The organism is Streptomyces sp. NPDC037273 (genome assembly GCF_055603625.1).
This window is the reverse complement of the sequence record NZ_JBVJVO010000004.1, coordinates 470,167-486,728: the sequence shown is the minus strand read 5'-3', so window position 1 is coordinate 486,728 and position 16,562 is coordinate 470,167. Positions and strand designations below refer to the sequence as shown.

The window sequence follows — 16,562 nt, the reverse complement described above, 5'->3', positions numbered from 1 at the left end:
ACCACCCCCCTCGGGTGCGCGGCGCCCCCGGTCAGGGACGGTCCCGGTTCACAGGCGCTGCCAGAGGGCCGGGACGTTGGGCGGCTCCCAGCCGGTCTGGGCCTGGTGGCCCTGGAGGCAGCGATAGCTCGCGCCGCCGTAGGTGACGGTGTCGCCCGCGGTGTAGACCTTGCCGGCGGCCCAGGTGCCGCCCGGCTGGGGTTCGCCGGGGCCGGGACCGGGGCCGGGGTCGCTCCCGGTCGTCTTCAGGGTGAGTCCGTAGTTCTGGAGGATCGGGTTGAGCGGCTGGAAGAAGGTGGTGCCGCCGCTGGAGCAGGTGCCGGAGCCGCCCGAGGTGACGCCCTGGGCCTGGCTGCCGGAGATGTAGGAGCCGCCGGAGTCGCCGGGTTCGGCGCAGACGGTCGTGCGGGTGACGCCGGTGATGGTGCCCTCGGCGTAGGTGACGGACGTGTTGTGCTGCTGGACGGTCCCGCAGTGCCAGCCGGTGGTGGAGCCCGAGCGGCAGACGGAGGAGCCGACGGGCTGGAGGACCGAGCCGGTCACCTGGACGTTGGCGCCGCCGGAGCCCTTGACGTACGGGGTGGCGGTCCAGCTGGAGTTGGCGGCGACCCAGGCCATGTCGTTGCCGGGGAAGACGGAGGCCTGGAAGGTGCCCTGGGCGACCTGGTTGTAGCCGGTGGTGGTGGTTCCGGCCCGGCCGCAGTGTCCGGCGGTGGCGAAGCCCTGGGTGGTGCCGCGGGTGACGGGGAAGCCGACGGAGCAGCGGCCGCCGCCCATGTAGTACGCGTCGCCGCCCCGGAGGTCGTACAGCGGGCGGGGTGCCTCGGCCGTGCGGACGACGCGGACCAGGTCGCCCGGGACGCCGGTGGCGCGGACGAGCCTCGCTCCGGCGCCGGGCCTGGTCTCCTCGACGACGAGGACGTTGGCGCGGACGTCGACGTAGCGGACGGGGGCCTCGGCGGTGGCGGCCCGGTCGAGGGTCTCCTTGGCGCGTTCCAGGGCCGTCAGGCTGTGCGGTACGAGGCGGGCCCGGGCGCCGGTGGCGCGTATCGCGGCGGTGTCGGCGGCCCGGGTGGTGGCGACGGTCAGGGTGCCGGAATCGGCGCCTTCGACCCAGGCGCCGGCGAACGCGCCGCCGAGGTCCTGGCGGAGCCGGGCGGCGGTGGCGCCGGCCTCGGCCTCGTTGGCGAGGCGGCTGAGGGCCTGGGAGCGGGTGAGGCCCAGGTCGCGGCCCATCGCCTGGAGCAGCTCGGGCTGGGCGGAGGCGGCGCCGAGGGTCCGGGCGGCGGAGCTGACGGCGGGGGTGGTGTCCTGTGCGCGCGGGGCCGCGGTGGCGGAGCCGGTCTGGAGTCCGGCCAGCGCCATGCCGGCGGCGGCCAGCGCGGTACACGCCGCGCGGGCGTGTCGTCGGAGCATGGGTGTCTCCTCGGTTCTCGGTGGGGGATCTGCTGAGAACGTAGGAGTCCGGACGAGAAGGCGGCAGCGGCCAGTTCACCCCTGCCTTCGCGTTATGCCCCGGCTCGCGGCCGCTCCGGCGCCGGTGTTCCGCCCGCGCTCCGGGCCAGCGCCTCCGCGTGGGCGGCGCGGGTGTGGCGGAGGACGGCGGCGGCGCGGCCGGCCGCGCGGCCCTCGGGGTGCCAGCCGAGCAGGTGCCGCCAGACGAGCGGCGCGCCGGCCAGCGGGCGGGTGACGAGGCCGGGGGTCACCGGGAAGGTGGCCCGGCACAGGCCGACGGCCCTGCCCACCTGGACGAGGTGCACACAGGACGCGGTGTCCGTCTCGTACACGCAGGCCGGTGTGAAGCCCGCGCGGACGCAGGCGGCCGCGAAGCAGTCGCCGAAGCAACCGTCGCCTGGCACGTCGGTCCAGGCCTCCGCGGCGAGTTCGGCGAGGTCGATCTCGGTACGGGGTGCCAGCGGATGGTCGGCGGCGAGCATGACGTACACCGGGTCGCGGGCCACCTCCGTCCACGCCAGCCGGCCCGCCTCGGGAGCGCCGCTCTCCCCGCAGACGCCGACGAGCGCGAAGTCGAGCCGTCCGGCGACTACTCCGCGGGCGATCTCGCGCTCCGACCAGGAGGTGTACGTGGTCACCTGCGCGCCCGGGTCGGTGCGGGCGATCCGGTCGACGAGGCCTCCGAGCAGCGGGCCGTGGGTGCCGCCGAGGCGGTATCCCTCGGCCCCTTCCCGCGCGAACCGCACCGCCTCCTCCTGGAGCTCGCGGACGGCGGGCAGCACGACCCGCGCCCGCTCGACGAGCAGGTCCCCGAGCGCCGTGGCACGGACGCCGTCCCTTCCCCGTACGAACAGCGGGCCGCCGAGCGCCCGTTCGATCCGCTTCAGCTGGGCGCTGAGCGCGGGCTGCGCGAGCCCCAGCGCGGTGGCGGCGCGCGTGAGACTCCCCGCGTCCGCGATGGCCCGGATCGTCTTGAGGTGTCTCAACTCCAAGTCCATACCGAGAGCTTGCCGCCACCCGCCCGATAGGTCCAGACCAAACACCCGCGGGACCGGCCGCCCCGGGAACCGAAACGATCTTCCGCTCGTCCTTCCGGTCACAGGACGGCCGGGCGCCACCCGCGCCGCCGACGGCGCACGAGGGCAAGGAGCACGCGGTGACGGTCACGCTCGCGGAGGAGATCATGCTGCTGTCGCTGGACGACGAGTCCGGCGCGGCGAAGGAACGGCAGTCCGCGGCCTGGGCCGTCGCCGGCGGCATCCTCCTCGACCTCGTCCTCGCCGGACGCGTCGGCGTCGAGGGAGGACGGCTGTGGGTCGCGGACCCGACCCCCACCGGCGTCCCCCTCCTGGACGAGCGGCTGCGGGCGATCGAGGCGTGGGCGGCCGGCCGGAAGCAAGGGCGCAAGGTCACCCAGTGGCTGACGAAGGACCACCCCAAGGCCGTGAAGGCGACCGTCGAGAGCCTGCGGGGACGAGGTCTGGTCCGCGCCGAGCAGCACAAGGTCCTCGGCCTGTTCCCCGTCACCCGCTACCCCGAGGCCGACGGCTCCGCCGAGCGCGAGCTCAGGGACCGGCTGCGGGCCGTCGTCCTCGACGGCGCCGAGCCCGACCAGCGCACCGCCGGCCTCCTCGCCCTCGTACACGGCGCGAAGCTGCACCGCCTCGCCTTCCCCGACGTACCCCGCAAGACGATCACGCCCCGCCTGGACACGATCGCCGACGGCCAGTGGGCCGCCGAGGACGTCCGGAAGGCAATCCGCGACATGCAGGCCACGATGGCCTCCATCGCCGTCGTGACCGTGGTCGCGGCCGGCAGCTGACCCGGCCGCCCCGACCCGGGCCTGGTCAGATGAACTGGTGCGTCGACTTCGGGTGCCGGCACCGCACGGTCGGGGGCCCGTCGCCGCTGTCGGGCCCCCTGGCATCGCCGTAGACGTTCCAGCAGGGCGCGCGCGGGCTGCTCCGGTCGGCCCCGCCGCCGTCCACCGATAGGGGCAACCCGCAAGGGGGGCGGGGGCGTTGGTCGTGGCGGCCGATCGGGTGGACGCGGAGGGGGTTGACCTCGGGGGGTGTACGTGGGCGGGGGAACCGTCCAGGATGGGGGCCGGCGAAGGGCTCGTCTTCGTCCTCGTGGGTCCACGTGAAGGTGGAAGAGATGGCCGGCCGGTTCAGGGCGCTCACCCGACTGCTGACGATGTCCCTGACGCTGTCCCTCGCGACGGGACCGGCGACCGCTCTGGGCAGCCCCGCCGGGTCCGGGCGGCTCGTCGCCGAGCAGACCACCATCTCGCACGACAACCTGCGCACCGGATGGGACCGGGACGAACCGGGTCTCGCCCCCGACCAGGTGTCCAGCTCGGACTTCGGCCTCCAGTTCTCGACCGCCGTCGACGGACAGGTCTACGCCCAGCCGCTGGTGGTGGGACGGACGCTGATCGCGGCCACCGAGAACAACAAGGCGTACGGGATCGACGCGGCCACCGGCCGGATCGACTGGGCCAAGGACTTCGGCGCGCCCTTCCCCGCCTCGGCCATCAGCTGCGGCGACCTGGTGCCGAACATCGGGGTCACGTCGACGCCCGTGTACGACCCGGTCAGCGACGCCGTCTACCTGACGTCCAAGGTGAACGACGGCCCCGACGTCCAGCACCCCAACTGGTACGTCCACGCCCTCGACCCCGAGACGGGCGCCGAACGCGCGGGCTGGCCGGTGAAGGTGGCGGGCGCTCCGGTGAACGATCCGGGGCGGGCGTTCAACCCGTACACCGCGGGTCAGCGGCCCGGGCTGCTCCTGATGGGCGGCTCGGTGTACGCGGCGTTCGCCTCGCACTGCGACCGCGGACCCTATGTCGGTTACGTCATGGGGATCAGCACGACGACCCGCAGGACGACGCTGTGGGCGACCGAGGACCAGTCGGCGAACGGCATGGCCGGCATCTGGATGAGCGGCGGCGGGCTGGTCTCCGACGGCCCGGGCCGCATCCTGTTCTCGACGGGCAACGGGGTCTCCCCCGCGCCCGGCCCCGGCAACCGGCCGCCCGGCCAGCTCGCGGAATCGGTGGTGCGGCTCGGGGTCAACAGCGACGGCACGATGTCGGCGCAGGACTTCTTCAGCCCGTCCAACGCCTCCCAGCTCGACCTCAACGACACCGACCTGGGATCGGGCGGCCCGGTCGCCCTGCCGGACGAGTACTTCGGCACCAGCCGGTACCCGCGGCTCCTCGTGGAGATCGGCAAGGACGGCCGGCTGTTCCTGCTGAACCGCGACGACCTCGGCGGGCGCAGCCAGGGGCCGGGCGGCACGGACAAGGTGCTCGGCTCGTTCGGGCCGTACGAGGGGGTGTGGGGGCATCCGGCCGTGTACGGCGGCCAGGGCGGGTACGTCTACACCATCGGCAGCGGCGGGCCGCTGCGGGCCTCCGCGTACGGGCTCAGCGGCTCGGGCATGCCGGTGCTCAGCAACACGGGCAGCAGCGCCCAGCGGTTCGGCTACACCTCGGGTTCGCCGGTGGTGACGTCCACGGGCACGAACCCGGGCTCGGCGCTGGTGTGGGCCATCGCCTCCGACGGGGCGAGCGGCGCCAACGGGCAGCTGCGCGCGTACGACGCGGTGCCCGTGAACGGGGAGCTGCGGCTGCGCTGGTCGGCGCCGATCGGGGTGGCGTCGAAGTTCGCCGTGCCGGCCACCGACAACGGGCGGATCTACGTGGGCACCCGGGACGGCAAGGTGCTCGCCTTCGGCCGTCCCGCGAACTCGGCGCTGCACGGCGAGCCGGTGGACGTCGGCGATGTCGCGGTCGGCGCGTCGGGCACGGCGACGGCGACCGTCACGGCCACCCGTGACGTGACGCTCACCGGGGTGAGCACCCCGGCCGGCAGCAGGTTCACGGCGACCTCCGCGGGTCTGCCGCGCACCCTGCGCGCCGGTGAGACGCACACCGCGCAGGTCACTTTCTCCCCCACCTCCCCGGGGGCCGACACCTCGGGCCTGACCTTCGCCACGAACTTCGGCGACAGCGCGCTCGGTCTGACCGGCTACGGGACCCGGCCGGGGCTGCTCGCTTCCCCGGGAGCGCTCGACTTCGACACGGTGCCGACCACCTCGCGCAAGACGCTCGGCGTGACGTTCACGAACACCGGCACGGCCGACGAGACCATCTCCGCGGTCACCTTGCCCGGCAGCCCGTACGCCGTCGCCGATCCGCCCACCGCCGGCACGGTCGTACCGCCGCGCCAGTCCGTCACCGTCCAGGTGGCGTACGCGCCGACCGCCGCAGGGGACCACACCGGGACGCTCGCCCTCACCAGCGGGAGCGGCACCGCGTCCGTCTCCCTGACCGGCACGGCGGTGACCGGCAGGGCCCAGCTGACGATCACGCCCACCTCGACGGACTTCGGCCAGGTGAAGGTCGGCGAGTCGGTCACCAGGACCTTCGACATCAGCAACACCGGCAACATCCCGCTCACCATCACCAAGGCCAAGCCGCCCGCGGCGCCCTTCCACGTGACCAACCCGATCAGCGAGGGCCAGGTCCTCGGCCCCGAGGACGTGGTCCACCAGGCCGTCACCTTCTCGCCGACGGCCATCGGAGCCGTGACGGCCGCGTACGAACTGACCGCCGACGACGGGCAGGGGCCCCTGAAGGAGACCCTGACCGGAGCCGGGACCTCCGGCACCGTCGTCACCGTCCCCTCGCCCGGCGCGGGCGGCTGGAAACTGAACGGCTCCGCGCGCGTCTCCGGCAACGACCTCCAGATGACCCAGGCGAGCGCGTCCCAGAAGGGCACGGCGGTCTGGCCGGTCCCGGTGCTCACCGACGGTCTGAAGGCCTCATTCACCACGGTCATCGGCGGCGGAACCGGCGCCGACGGCCAGACCTTCGCCCTCCTCGACCCGGCCAGGACCACGCCGGCCGCGCTCGGCGGCGTCGGCGGCGGCCTCGGCTTCGCGGGCCTGCCCGGGGTGGCCGTCGCCTTCGACACCTTCCGCAACCCGGGCGATCCGTACGCCAACTTCATCGGCGTCGCCACCGGCGCAAGCGGCTCGACCCTCGCCTACGCGGCCACCACCTCGAACGTGCCGAACCTGCGGGCCGGCACCCATGCCGTCACCGTCACGGTCGTCGGCAAGACGCTCACCGTGACCGTCGACGGCACCCAGCGGCTGCGGACCACGGTCGCCTCGCTGCCGCCGACCGCCCTGCTCGCCTTCACCGGCGGCACCGGCGGCATCACCGATATCCACGCCGTACGCGGTGCGACGATCACCGCCCCCTCGTACGCCGTGCCGCCGCCGGGCCCCAACGGCTGGAAGTACAACGGCAGCGCCGCCCTGTCCGGCACCTCGCTCGTCCTCACCCCGGTGCAGACGTACGCCAAGGGTTCGGCGATCCAGTCCACCGCCGTCCCCTCGGCCCGGCTCCGGGCCCGCTTCACCGCCACCCTCTCCGGCGGCACCGGCGCCGACGGCATGGCCCTGCTCCTCCTCGACGCGACCCAGGCGACGCCCGCGTCCCTGGGCAACGGCGGCGGAGGGCTCGGTTTCAGCGGGCTCCCCGGCGTCGCGGTCACCCTGGACACGTACCGCAACGGCACCGACCCGTCGTCGAACTTCGTCGCCGTGTCCACCGGCGGCACCGGCACCACCCTCCGGTACGCGGCGACCTCCACGAACGTCCCCGCCCTGCGTACGGGCAGCCACGTCGTCGACGTGAACGTCACCGCCGCCGGGCGCCTCATCGTCCTCGTCGACAACACCCAGGTCATCGACGTGGCGATCACCCTCCCCCGTAACGTCCTGGTCGGATTCAGCGCCGCCAACGGCGGCCTGACCGACCGCCACGCGGTCACGGGCGTCCGGATCGGGTACTGAGCCCGCCGGGGCGGGTTCAGACCGTCCGCGCGGTGGTGGGCTCGGCCGCCCAGATCCGGGCCGTACGGGTCTCCGCCGCGTGGCGCGGCCAGGACGGCCCCGGGTCGAGGTCGCGGACGAACCGCACCCAGGCCTCGTGCACGGCGTCGGCGAGGGCCTGCGGCGGGTTCCCGCCCAGGGCCTCGGCGACACCGGGGGCGTCCAGGAGGTCGAAGGCGAAGGGGAGGTCCGCGCAGTGGTGGGCAAGGCCCTCGTAGCCCGGGGCGGTGGCCTCCCAGTCGAAGCGGTACAGCCAGGTCGGCCGGCCCGCCCGGGCGCGGGCCCCGGCGAGCTCCACCACCGGCGCCCTGAACAGGTTCTCGGTGAGCATCGCACCCAGCTCGGGCGGCTCCACCATGCCGAACTCGTGGGCGGTGAAGCCGAGCATCAGCGGGATGTCCGCACCCGCTTGCCCGCCGACCAGCGCCTCGTGCACCGGCTCGGGTATCAGCTCCCCGTCCGCGAAGGGGGCGAGGACCACCATCGGCAGCTCGTCGCGCTCCGGTCCGGGCTCGGCCAAGTGGTCCTGGAGGTCGAGGAGTTCGTCATCGGTCAGGTCCCGCAGCGCCTCGGCCGTCGCCGGGACGCCCGTCCGCGCGGTGAACAACGCCGAGACCGCCTCGGCCTGGTCCCGGCCCTGCGGCCGCATGACCGCGCCGGAGAAGGAGACCGCTCCCCGGAACAGGCCCCGCGCGGCCGGGACGGCGAGCAGCGTCTGCACGGCGCCGCCGCCCGCCGACTGGCCGGCGATGGTCACCTTGGCGGGGTCGCCGCCGAAGGCCGCGATGTTGTCCCGTACCCACTCAAGGGCGGCGATCCAGTCCCGTACACCCCGGTTGTCGGGAGCGCCCTCCAGGTGCAGGAAGCCCTCGATGCCCAGCCGGTAGCCCAGCGAGACCAGGACGACGCCGTCGCGGTTGAAGGCGGCACCGTCGTACCAGGGGCTGGCGGCCGAGCCGGCGACGTAACCGCCGCCGTGGATCCAGACGAGGACCGGGAGGCCGGCGGCCGGGGCGGTGTCGGGCGTGAACACGTTGAGGTTCAGGACGCCCGCGCCGGGGATCGACGGCTCGGGGATCGTCGTCACCTCGGCGAAGGGACGGCGCTGGGCCGTCGGGCCGTACGCGGTCGCCTCCAGCGGCTCCGTCCACGGCTCCGGCGGCACCGGCGCGGCGAACCGCAGGTCACCCACCGGCGGCTGCGCGTACGGGATGCCCAGGAAACGGAGGCTGCCGTCGGCACGGCGCTCGCCGCGCACGGGCCCTCGGGAAGTGGTGACGAGGGATTCGGACATGCGAGGGGCTCCTTGCGGGGTCAGCGGACCGACTTGATCGGGATGACGGCGGCGGCGCCGACCAGGGTGATGAGGGCGGCGGTGATGTACAGGCCGTCGTAGCCGAGGGCGCCGACGAGGAGGGAGGCCAGGAACGGGGCGAGGATCTGGGGGCCGGCGTTGGCGATGTTGAGGACGCCCATGTCGCGGGCGGCGTCGTCGGCGCTCGGGAGGACCAGGGTGACGAGGGCGGTGTCGACGGCCATGTAGCAGCCGAAGGCGAGGCCGGCGATGACGGTGAAGATCAGCATGCCGGTCCAGTCCGGCTTGACGACCGGCACGAGCATGGCGAGGCCGGAGAGCGCGCAGGACAGACCGACGAGGGGCTTGCGGCGGCCGATGCGGTCGGAGAGCAGGCCGCCGAGGACGGTGGCGAGCAGGGTGACGCCGGCGTCGATCGGGGCGCTGAAGGCCACGGCCTCGGTGGGGTCGAGCCCCGCGGGGAGCTTGATGTGGTCCTGGAGGATGTACATCTGGAAGAGCGCGACGGAGAAGAAGCCGAGCATCATGAGGAAGCGGCCGATGAAGACCCAGCGGAAGTCGGCCGACCTCATGGTGTCCGCGAAGGCGGCCAGTTGCCCGCGCAGCGGCACCTGCCGCACCGCCGGCCGCTTCCGCTCCCGGACCACACCCGTGAAGAGGACGGCGGCGCCGGCGATCACCGCGCCGAACACGAGGTAGCCGACGGCTATGTCGCCGGGGACGAACAGGGCGGCGGTGGAGATGCCGATCGCGGAGCCGATGGGGTGCCGATGCCGACCATCGCCGAGGCCAGACCGCGCCGTTCGACGGGGACGCGGTCGGGGACGACCGCGGTCAGGGCGGCCTGGTAGACGTTCATCATCGCCTGGACGAGACACCAGCCGATGGTGACCACGAGCACCGTACGGGCGGCGCCGAGCAGGGCCAGCGCGCCGAGGGCGGCGAGCCCGCCGCCCAGGATCCACGGGTTGCGGCGGCCGGAGCGGTCGGAGAGGAGACCCGCCAGGGGGTTGAACAGGGTCGCGAAGATGGCGGCGACGCCCGAGACGAGTCCGAAGTTGGCGACCTTGTTCGCCGGGTCGATCAGTTCGACCTGGACGGGCAGGAGCACGGCGCCGATGCCCATGTAGACCATGAACATGGCGGCGTTGGCCACCGTGAGCATGGGCATCAGGCGGAACAGGGCGCCTCGGTCGGCCACCGGGCCGGCCGTCAGGGGCTCCGGCGCGGCCGGGCCCGCCGGCCTGACTTCGGGTGCGTTCATGTCGGGTCTCCTCGGCCGCGACCCGGGACGGCGGGTCGGACGGCGGGTCATGCGTGAGCGGGAGGGGGCGGAGCGGTGGCGCGGGTCAGCTGTCGAAGCCGAGGCCGAAGCGGTCGAGGGTGCGGAGCCAGAGGTTGCGGCGTCCCTCGTTCAGATCGGCGCGCGCCATGGACCACTTGGTGATGCCGATGCCGATCGAGCGGACGGGCTCGGGCGGGAAGGGCAGCGGCTTGCGGCGTACGAGTTCCAGGCGGGTGCGCTCGGTCTGTTCGCCGGCCAGGAGGTCGAGCATCACTTCGGCACCGAAGCGGGTGGCGCCGACGCCGAGACCGGTGTAGCCGGCGGCGTAGGCGACCTTGCCTTGGTGACTCGTGTCAAAGAAAACGCAGAAACGGGTGCTGGTGTCAATGGCCCCGCCCCAGGCGTGACTGAACCGAACCCCCTCCAACTGCGGGAACGTCGTGAAGAAATGTTCCGCGAGCGTCGCGTAGGTCGCGGGCCTGCGGTCGTGCTCGGCGCGCACCGGACCGCCGTGGTAGACGGCGTCGTAACCGCCCCAGAGGATGCGGTTGTCGGCGGAGAGCCGGACGTAGTGGAACTGGTTGGCGCAGTCCGCGAAGCCCTGACGGCGCTTCCAGCCGACGGAGGCGAGCTGCTCCTCGGTGAGCGGTTCGGTCATCAGCGCGTAGTCGTACACGGGGACGGTGTACGGGCGGTGACGCCGCAGCAGGGACGGGTAGGCGTTGGTGGCGAGGGCGACCCCGCGGGCGGTGATCCGGCCGAAGGGAGTGCCGACGCTCACGACGGCGCCGTGCTCGTCGAGGGAGGTCGCGGGGGTGTGCTCGTGGATGCGGACGCCCAGGTCGAGGCAGGCCCGCTTGAGGCCCCAGGCGAGCCGTGCCGGGTTGACCATGGCGACGTCGTCCTGGTTCCACAGGCCGCCGAGGAAGGTCGGTGAGTCGATCTCGGCGCGAACGGCTTCGGCGTCCATGAGGCGCGGCTTGCCGCCGTAGCGGGCGGCTGCCTCGGCCTCCTCCTTCAGCCCTTCGAGCTGGTAGCGCTCGGTGGCGACGACGAGGGAGCCGGTGCGCTCCCAGTCGCAGTCGATGCCGTGGCGCTCGATGGCGTCCTCGATGGCCTGGAGGTTCTCGCGGCCGAGGCGCTCCAGGAGCCCGATCTCCTCGGGCCAGCGCTGGATGCCGTTCGCCAGGCCATGGGTGAGGCTCGCCTCGCAGAATCCGCCGTTGCGGCCGGAGGCGGCGCCGCCGATCTCGTCCGCCTCGACGAGGACGACGTCGGCGGAGGGGTCGCGCTCCTTGGCGACCAGAGCGGTCCAGAGTCCGGTGTAGCCGCCGCCGACCACGAGCAGGTCGCAGGTCGTGCCGCCGACGAGCGCGGGGGCGGGCCCCGGCCGGCGGGGGTCGTCGAGCCAGAACGGCGTGTGCGCCACGTCCCGGAGCGAGCTGAGGTGATCCATGGGCGTTCCTTACGGGTCGCGGAGACGCCCGGGCGAGGGGAGCCTCCGAAGTGCCGCCCATGAGACTCCGTGGTGCGGAGCAAGGTCAATGGTGTTGACATAAGAGCCGACGCCGGTCCACGGCGCGCGGCCGCGGGTCCTGCGGTGGCGTGACCGCGGGCCCGGCGTGCCCCGCGTGCCGGATCGCGATCCGTCGGGCGAGTGTTACGCCTTCGGGTCCCAGCGGTCCAGGATCTCGTCGGCGATGCCGCGGGCGCCGGGTTCGAAGCGCTCGGAGAGTGCGCGGAAGAGGGTTTCGGCGCGCTCGGCCGGCCAGTCCTCGGGGAGGTGCTCGGCGGGCAGGTGGGGGTCGCTGCGGACGAGGTCGAGCCAGTCGGTGTGGAGCAGCAGGAGGAGGCCGAGGTCGTCGCGGGCTTCGGCCGGCGGCGGCCCGTCGCCCCAGCGGGCGAGGAAGGCGCGGTAGCCCTCGGCGATGGCGTCGACGTCGAAGGCTGTACGGAGCAGGGGCCCGGCTTCGGTGGGTGCGGCGGCCTCGCCGTGGAAGGCCTTGATACGGTCCCCGAGCCCGAGCTCCGCCGCGACGCGGGCGACGTCGACGCGGCCGGGTGCGACCCAGAGACCGCTCTGCAGGGGGCCGAAGCCCGCCCAGACGAGCCGGGAGCGCAGGTCGTGGCGTTCGCGGCGCCAGGACTCGGGGAGCGAGAAGCCGACCAGGGTCCACGTGCCGTCCCAGGCGCGGTTGACGGCGCCGGTGCGGCGGATCCGCTCCTCGCCGTCGGCGAGGACCTCGGCGGCCCGTTCGGTGAGCGAGAAGTACATCCTGCGGCCGCGCCGGTGACGTTCGAGCAGCCCCCGGCCGACCATCCGCGTGAGGGTCGAGCGCACGGCGTCCTCGCCCACGTCGACGCGGGCGAAGGCGTCGATGACGCTCGCCGAGGACAGGGCCGTGCCGGTGCCGAGGACGTGGATGCCGAAGAAGCTCAGCATCAGGGACTGGGTGCGGGGCGGGGCCCCGCGTCCGGGCGCTTCGGGGTCGGCTTCGGACGGCTGGGCCGGGTCGGTTGCGATCACGGGGACAGCGTAGGCCCGGGAGGCCGCACCTCAGAGCAAATGTTCGGCAGTTTATTGACCGCAGACAAGAATGTGCCTAACTTTGGCCCCGCCGGTGCGTGCTCCAGGCCGCGTCACCTCGCGCCCCGCACCCGGCTCACGGGAAGGACCCCGCTCATGACTCTTGTGGATCTCACCGGCAAGGTCGCCGTCGTCACCGGCAGCGGCCGTGGACTCGGCCTCGCCTACGCCCGCTCGCTCGCCGCCGCCGGCGCGGCCGTGGTGATCAACGACGTGGACGCCGACGCCGCCGCCGAGGCCGTGCGGCTGATCACCGCCGACGGCGGCCGTGCCGTCGCCGAGGTGGTCCCGGTCGGCTCCACCGAGGCAGCCCAGGCCCTCGTCGCCCGCGCCGTCGACAGCTACGGCCGGCTCGACGTCATGGTCACCAACGCCGGCGTCCTCCGGGACCGCGTGCTGTGGAAGATGTCCGACGAGGACTTCGACACCGTCGTCGAGGTGCACCTGCGCGGCACCTTCACCTGCGTCCGCGCCGCCGTCGAGCAGATGCGCGCACAGGGCGAGGGCGGCCGGATCGTGGTCGCAGGCTCCCCCGCCGGCCAGCGCGGCAACTTCGGCCAGACCAACTACGCCGCCGCCAAGGCCGGCATCGCCGCCATGGTCCGCACCTGGGCGATGGAGCTGGCGAAGGCCGGCATCACGGCCAACGCCGTCATCCCGGTCGCCGCGACCGCGATGACCAGGACGATCCCCGTCTTCGCCCCGCACGTCGAGGCCCTGGAGAACGACGGCATCGCGCTCCCCGACAGCCTGCGCAAGGGCGAGGGCTTCGGCACCGCCGAGGACGTCGCGGGCCTGGTGACCTTCCTGGCCTCCGAGGCCTCCGCCGGCGTGACCGGCCAGTGCGTCGGCATCGGCGGCGACAAGCTCGCCCTCTGGTCGCACCCGCAGGAGGTGTCGGTGGCGTACGCCGACGGCGGCTGGAGCGCCGAGGCGATCGCCGCCGCCTGGCCGGTGACCGTCGGCCGCACCCCCGAGACCTTCGGCATCCCCGCCCCGCGACTGTGAAGGAGCGTGCCGTGCTGAACCTCGACGAGCTCGTCGCCATCGACATGCACACCCACGCCGAGGTGTCCGAGAAGGGCGGGGCCTCGCTCTCCGCCGAGCTCGACGCCGCCGCCGGCGCGTACTTCAAGGCGGAGCACCGCCACCCGACGCTGCCGGAGCTCGCCGCGTACTACCGCGAGCGCCGGATGGCGTGCGTCGTCTTCACGGTGGACGCCGAGTCGGCGACCGGCACCCCGCCGGTGCCGAACGAGGAGATCGCCGAGGCCGCACTGAAGAACCCCGACGTGATCATCCCGTTCGCCGGGGTCGACCCGTACAAGGGGAAGGCGGCGGTCCGTCAGATCCGGCGTCTTGTCGAGGAGTTCGGGGTCAAGGGCTTCAAGTTCCACCCGAACATCCAGGCCTTCCACCCCAACGACCGGATGGCCTACCCGCTGTACGAGGCCATCGAGGACGCCGGCGCCATCGCCGTCTTCCACACCGGCCAGACGGGCATCGGCGCGGGCGCTCCCGGCGGCGGGGGCATCCGGCTCAAGTACTCCAACCCGATGGACGTGGACGACGTCGCCGCGGACTTCCCCGGCATGAGGATCGTCCTCGCGCACCCGTCCTTCCCCTGGCAGGACGAGGCGCTCGCGGTGGCCACGCACAAGCCGCAGGTGTACATCGACCTGTCGGGCTGGTCGCCGAAGTACTTCCCGCCGCAGCTGGTCCGGTACGCCAACAGCCTCCTGAAGGACAAGGTGCTGTTCGGCTCCGACTTCCCGCTGCTCGCCCCCGACCGCTGGCTGGCCGACTTCGCGGAGCTCCCGATCAAGGACGAGGTCCGTCCGAAGATCCTCAAGGAGAACGCGGCCAGGCTGCTCGGTCTCACCGGAAACTGAGGGGTCCCCCATGCGCAACCAGGGCATCGGCTCGTGGCCCGCACGCCGCGACCGCAGGTCGCCCCGGCGCACCGCCCTCCTCCACGAGGGCCGCGCGGTCGACTACGCCGCACTGCACGACCGTTGCACCCGGCTGGCCCACGCCCTGCGCGACGCGGGGGTCGGGCGCCTCGACCGGGTGGCGTACCTCGGCCCCAACCATCCGGCCTACCTGGAGACGCTGTTCGCGACCGGCATTCTCGGCGCCGTGTTCGTCCCGCTCAACACCCGGCTCACCGTGCCGGAGTTGCTCCACCAGGTGACCGACTCGGGCAGCGGGGTCCTGGTGCACGCCGGGCAGCCGGCGGAGCGGGTGGCGGAGCTGGTGGCCGCCGCCGGCATCGGCACCGTACTCGCCGTGGACGGCGGGCCCGGGACGCCGTACGAGGAACGGCTCGCGGGCGCGTCCGCGGATCCGCTCGACGAGGAGGTGGGGCACGACGACGTCTGCCTCATCATGTACACCTCGGGCACCACCGGCCGTTCCAAAGGCGCCGTCCTCACCCACGGCAACATCCTCTGGAACAGCGTCAACGTCCTCGTCGACACCGACATCGCGGGCGACGAGGTGACCCTGGTCTCCGCGCCGCTCTTCCACACCGCGGCGCTCAACATGAGCTGTCTGCCGACCCTGTTGAAGGGCGGCACGGTCCTCCTCGAGCCCTCCTTCGACGCGGACCGGACGCTGCGGCTGATCGAACGGCACCGGGTGACACGGATGTTCGGCGTGCCGACGATGTACGACGCGATGGCGGCGGCCCCCGGCTGGGAGGGCGCCGACCTGACCAGTCTGCGCACCCTGCTCTGCGGCGGCGCCCCGGTGCCGACCCGCACCGCCCGCGCCTACCTCGACCGGGGCCTCGCCTTCGTCCAGGGGTACGGCATGACGGAGACCTCGCCGGGCGCCCTCATCCTCGACCGCGCCGACTCGCTGAGCCACGCCGGCACCGCGGGCGTACCGCACTTCTTCACCGACGTGCGCGTCCTTCTGCCCTCCGGCGAGGAGGCGGCGCCCGGCGAGAAGGGCGAGGTCGTCGTCGAGGGACCGAACGTCACCCCGGGTTACTGGAACCTTCCGGAGGCGACCGCCGCGGCCTTCCGCGACGGGGGGCGCTTCCGGTCGGGCGACGTGGCCACCGTCGACGAGGACGGTTACGTCACGCTCGTCGACCGCCTCAAGGACATGATCATCTCCGGCGGCGAGAACATCTACCCGGCCGAGGTCGAGGACGCCCTCCTCGCCCACCCCGACGTCGCCGAGGCCGCCGTCATCGGCGTGCCCCACGCCAAGTGGGGCGAGGTCGGCCGCGCCGTCGTCGTCACCCGCCCCGGAGCGACCGTCACCGAGGCCGGGCTGATCGCCCACCTGGAGGCCCGGCTCGCCCGGTACAAGATCCCCCAGAGCGTCGTCCTCGCCCCCGACCTCCCCCGCAACGCCACCGGAAAGCTGCTCAAGGCCCCCATCCGGGCCCGCTACGGCACCACCACCTGAACCCTTCCCCCTTTCCCTCTCCCTGTAGGAGCGCACTCCCATGTCCCTCACCGTGAACGGCATCGACGAGATCAAGGCCCAGGCCGGCGCCGACCTCGGCCACAGCTCCTGGGTCGAGATCGCCCAGTCCCGCGTCGACACCTTCGCCGACGCCACCGACGACCACCAGTGGATCCACGTCGACACCGAGCGCGCGGCCACCGGACCCTTCGGCGGCACCATCGCCCACGGCTACCTCACCCTCTCCCTCCTCATCCCCATGTGGAGCGAGCTGCTCCGCGTCGAGGGCGTCTCCATGGCCGTCAACTACGGCCTCAACAAGGTCCGTTTCCCCTCCCCCGTGCGGGTCGGCTCCAAGATCCGCACGCACGGCCGCGTCGTCTCCGTCGAGGACGTCAAGGGCGGCGTCGAGGTCGTCGTCGACCTCACCGTCGAGATCGACGGCGCCCCCAAGCCCGCCTGCGTCGCCCAGGCCGTCTACCGCTTCTTCGCCTGACATCCCCACACCAGTGCCGGACCGGCGGACCAGGGGCGCGACCCCGACCGTGATCCGCCGGCCCGGCACTCGGGGGGGCGGTCGCGCA

13 protein-coding genes are annotated in these 16,562 nt (G+C 73.4%); 6 read left to right on the top strand and 7 right to left on the bottom strand.

Going from position 1 to position 16,562, the window contains the following annotated elements:
• Window positions 1-48 precede the first annotated feature (48 nt).
• Window positions 49-1,416, bottom strand: coding sequence for a carbohydrate-binding protein (locus ACZ7G1_RS14370; RefSeq protein WP_470871058.1), 1,368 nt, complete (start codon window positions 1,414-1,416; stop codon window positions 49-51).
• 92 nt (window positions 1,417-1,508) lie between these two features.
• Window positions 1,509-2,453, bottom strand: a complete 945-nt coding sequence (locus ACZ7G1_RS14365; RefSeq protein ID WP_470871059.1) for a LysR family transcriptional regulator — start codon at window positions 2,451-2,453, stop codon at window positions 1,509-1,511.
• Window positions 2,454-2,611: 158 nt separating this feature from the next.
• Between ACZ7G1_RS14365 and ACZ7G1_RS14360 the strand changes: the two genes are divergently transcribed.
• Both ACZ7G1_RS14360 and ACZ7G1_RS14355 read left to right on the top strand, forming a co-directional pair.
• Window positions 2,612-3,277: a GOLPH3/VPS74 family protein gene (locus ACZ7G1_RS14360; protein ID WP_470871060.1), complete on the top strand. Its 666-nt coding sequence runs from the start codon at window positions 2,612-2,614 to the stop codon at window positions 3,275-3,277.
• A 335-nt stretch (window positions 3,278-3,612) separates the two neighbouring features.
• Window positions 3,613-7,329 carry a choice-of-anchor D domain-containing protein gene (locus ACZ7G1_RS14355; RefSeq protein ID WP_470871061.1) on the top strand — a complete coding sequence of 1,239 codons (3,717 nt, stop codon included), beginning with the start codon at window positions 3,613-3,615 and terminating at the stop codon, window positions 7,327-7,329.
• A gap of 16 nt (window positions 7,330-7,345) precedes the next feature.
• Here ACZ7G1_RS14355 and ACZ7G1_RS14350 read toward each other — a convergent pair whose 3' ends face one another.
• From ACZ7G1_RS14350 to ACZ7G1_RS14330, 5 genes are all read right to left on the bottom strand, one after another.
• On the bottom strand, window positions 7,346-8,662 hold the full coding sequence (locus ACZ7G1_RS14350) for a carboxylesterase/lipase family protein (RefSeq protein WP_470871062.1): 1,317 nt from the start codon (window positions 8,660-8,662) through the stop codon (window positions 7,346-7,348).
• A gap of 20 nt (window positions 8,663-8,682) precedes the next feature.
• Window positions 8,683-9,375, bottom strand: coding sequence for an MFS transporter (locus ACZ7G1_RS14345; protein ID WP_470871064.1), 693 nt, complete (start codon window positions 9,373-9,375; stop codon window positions 8,683-8,685).
• 14 nt (window positions 9,376-9,389) lie between these two features.
• Complete coding sequence (locus ACZ7G1_RS14340; protein ID WP_470871066.1) at window positions 9,390-9,947, bottom strand: MFS transporter; 558 nt, start codon at window positions 9,945-9,947, stop codon at window positions 9,390-9,392.
• Window positions 9,948-10,032: 85 nt separating this feature from the next.
• Entirely contained in the window at window positions 10,033-11,424 is a 1,392-nt protein-coding gene (locus ACZ7G1_RS14335) for an NAD(P)/FAD-dependent oxidoreductase (protein ID WP_470871068.1), read from the bottom strand.
• Window positions 11,425-11,628: 204 nt separating this feature from the next.
• Window positions 11,629-12,495, bottom strand: a complete 867-nt coding sequence (locus ACZ7G1_RS14330) for a PaaX family transcriptional regulator (RefSeq protein ID WP_470871070.1) — start codon at window positions 12,493-12,495, stop codon at window positions 11,629-11,631.
• A gap of 156 nt (window positions 12,496-12,651) precedes the next feature.
• Here ACZ7G1_RS14330 and ACZ7G1_RS14325 point away from each other — a divergent pair, with 156 nt between their 5' ends.
• Genes ACZ7G1_RS14325 through ACZ7G1_RS14310 form a run of 4 tightly spaced genes read left to right on the top strand, consistent with a single transcriptional unit; the run spans window position 12,652 to window position 16,474 of the window.
• Window positions 12,652-13,563 carry an SDR family NAD(P)-dependent oxidoreductase gene (locus tag ACZ7G1_RS14325; protein WP_470871072.1) on the top strand — a complete coding sequence of 304 codons (912 nt, stop codon included), beginning with the start codon at window positions 12,652-12,654 and terminating at the stop codon, window positions 13,561-13,563.
• A 14-nt stretch (window positions 13,564-13,577) separates the two neighbouring features.
• Window positions 13,578-14,447 (top strand): amidohydrolase family protein, encoded by an 870-nt coding sequence (locus tag ACZ7G1_RS14320; protein ID WP_470871975.1) that lies wholly within the window; start codon window positions 13,578-13,580, stop codon window positions 14,445-14,447.
• Between the two features lie 10 nt (window positions 14,448-14,457).
• On the top strand, window positions 14,458-15,978 hold the full coding sequence (locus ACZ7G1_RS14315; protein WP_470871074.1) for an acyl-CoA synthetase: 1,521 nt from the start codon (window positions 14,458-14,460) through the stop codon (window positions 15,976-15,978).
• Window positions 15,979-16,018: 40 nt separating this feature from the next.
• Window positions 16,019-16,474 carry a MaoC family dehydratase gene (locus ACZ7G1_RS14310; RefSeq protein WP_470871076.1) on the top strand — a complete coding sequence of 152 codons (456 nt, stop codon included), beginning with the start codon at window positions 16,019-16,021 and terminating at the stop codon, window positions 16,472-16,474.
• Window positions 16,475-16,562 lie beyond the last annotated feature (88 nt).

Excerpts from the sequence above, each read along its gene's own strand:
- ACZ7G1_RS14370 (WP_470871058.1), bottom strand. The coding sequence starts at position 1,416 with ATGCTCCGACGACACGCCCGCGCGGCGTGTACCGCGCTGGCCGCCGCC.
- ACZ7G1_RS14365 (WP_470871059.1), bottom strand. The coding sequence starts at position 2,453 with ATGGACTTGGAGTTGAGACACCTCAAGACGATCCGGGCCATCGCGGAC.
- ACZ7G1_RS14355 (WP_470871061.1), top strand. The coding sequence starts at position 3,613 with ATGGCCGGCCGGTTCAGGGCGCTCACCCGACTGCTGACGATGTCCCTG.
- ACZ7G1_RS14350 (WP_470871062.1), bottom strand. The coding sequence starts at position 8,662 with ATGTCCGAATCCCTCGTCACCACTTCCCGAGGGCCCGTGCGCGGCGAG.
- ACZ7G1_RS14340 (WP_470871066.1), bottom strand. The coding sequence starts at position 9,947 with ATGAACGCACCCGAAGTCAGGCCGGCGGGCCCGGCCGCGCCGGAGCCC.
- ACZ7G1_RS14335 (WP_470871068.1), bottom strand. The coding sequence starts at position 11,424 with ATGGATCACCTCAGCTCGCTCCGGGACGTGGCGCACACGCCGTTCTGG.
- ACZ7G1_RS14325 (WP_470871072.1), top strand. The coding sequence starts at position 12,652 with ATGACTCTTGTGGATCTCACCGGCAAGGTCGCCGTCGTCACCGGCAGC.
- ACZ7G1_RS14315 (WP_470871074.1), top strand. The coding sequence starts at position 14,458 with ATGCGCAACCAGGGCATCGGCTCGTGGCCCGCACGCCGCGACCGCAGG.
- ACZ7G1_RS14310 (WP_470871076.1), top strand. The coding sequence starts at position 16,019 with ATGTCCCTCACCGTGAACGGCATCGACGAGATCAAGGCCCAGGCCGGC.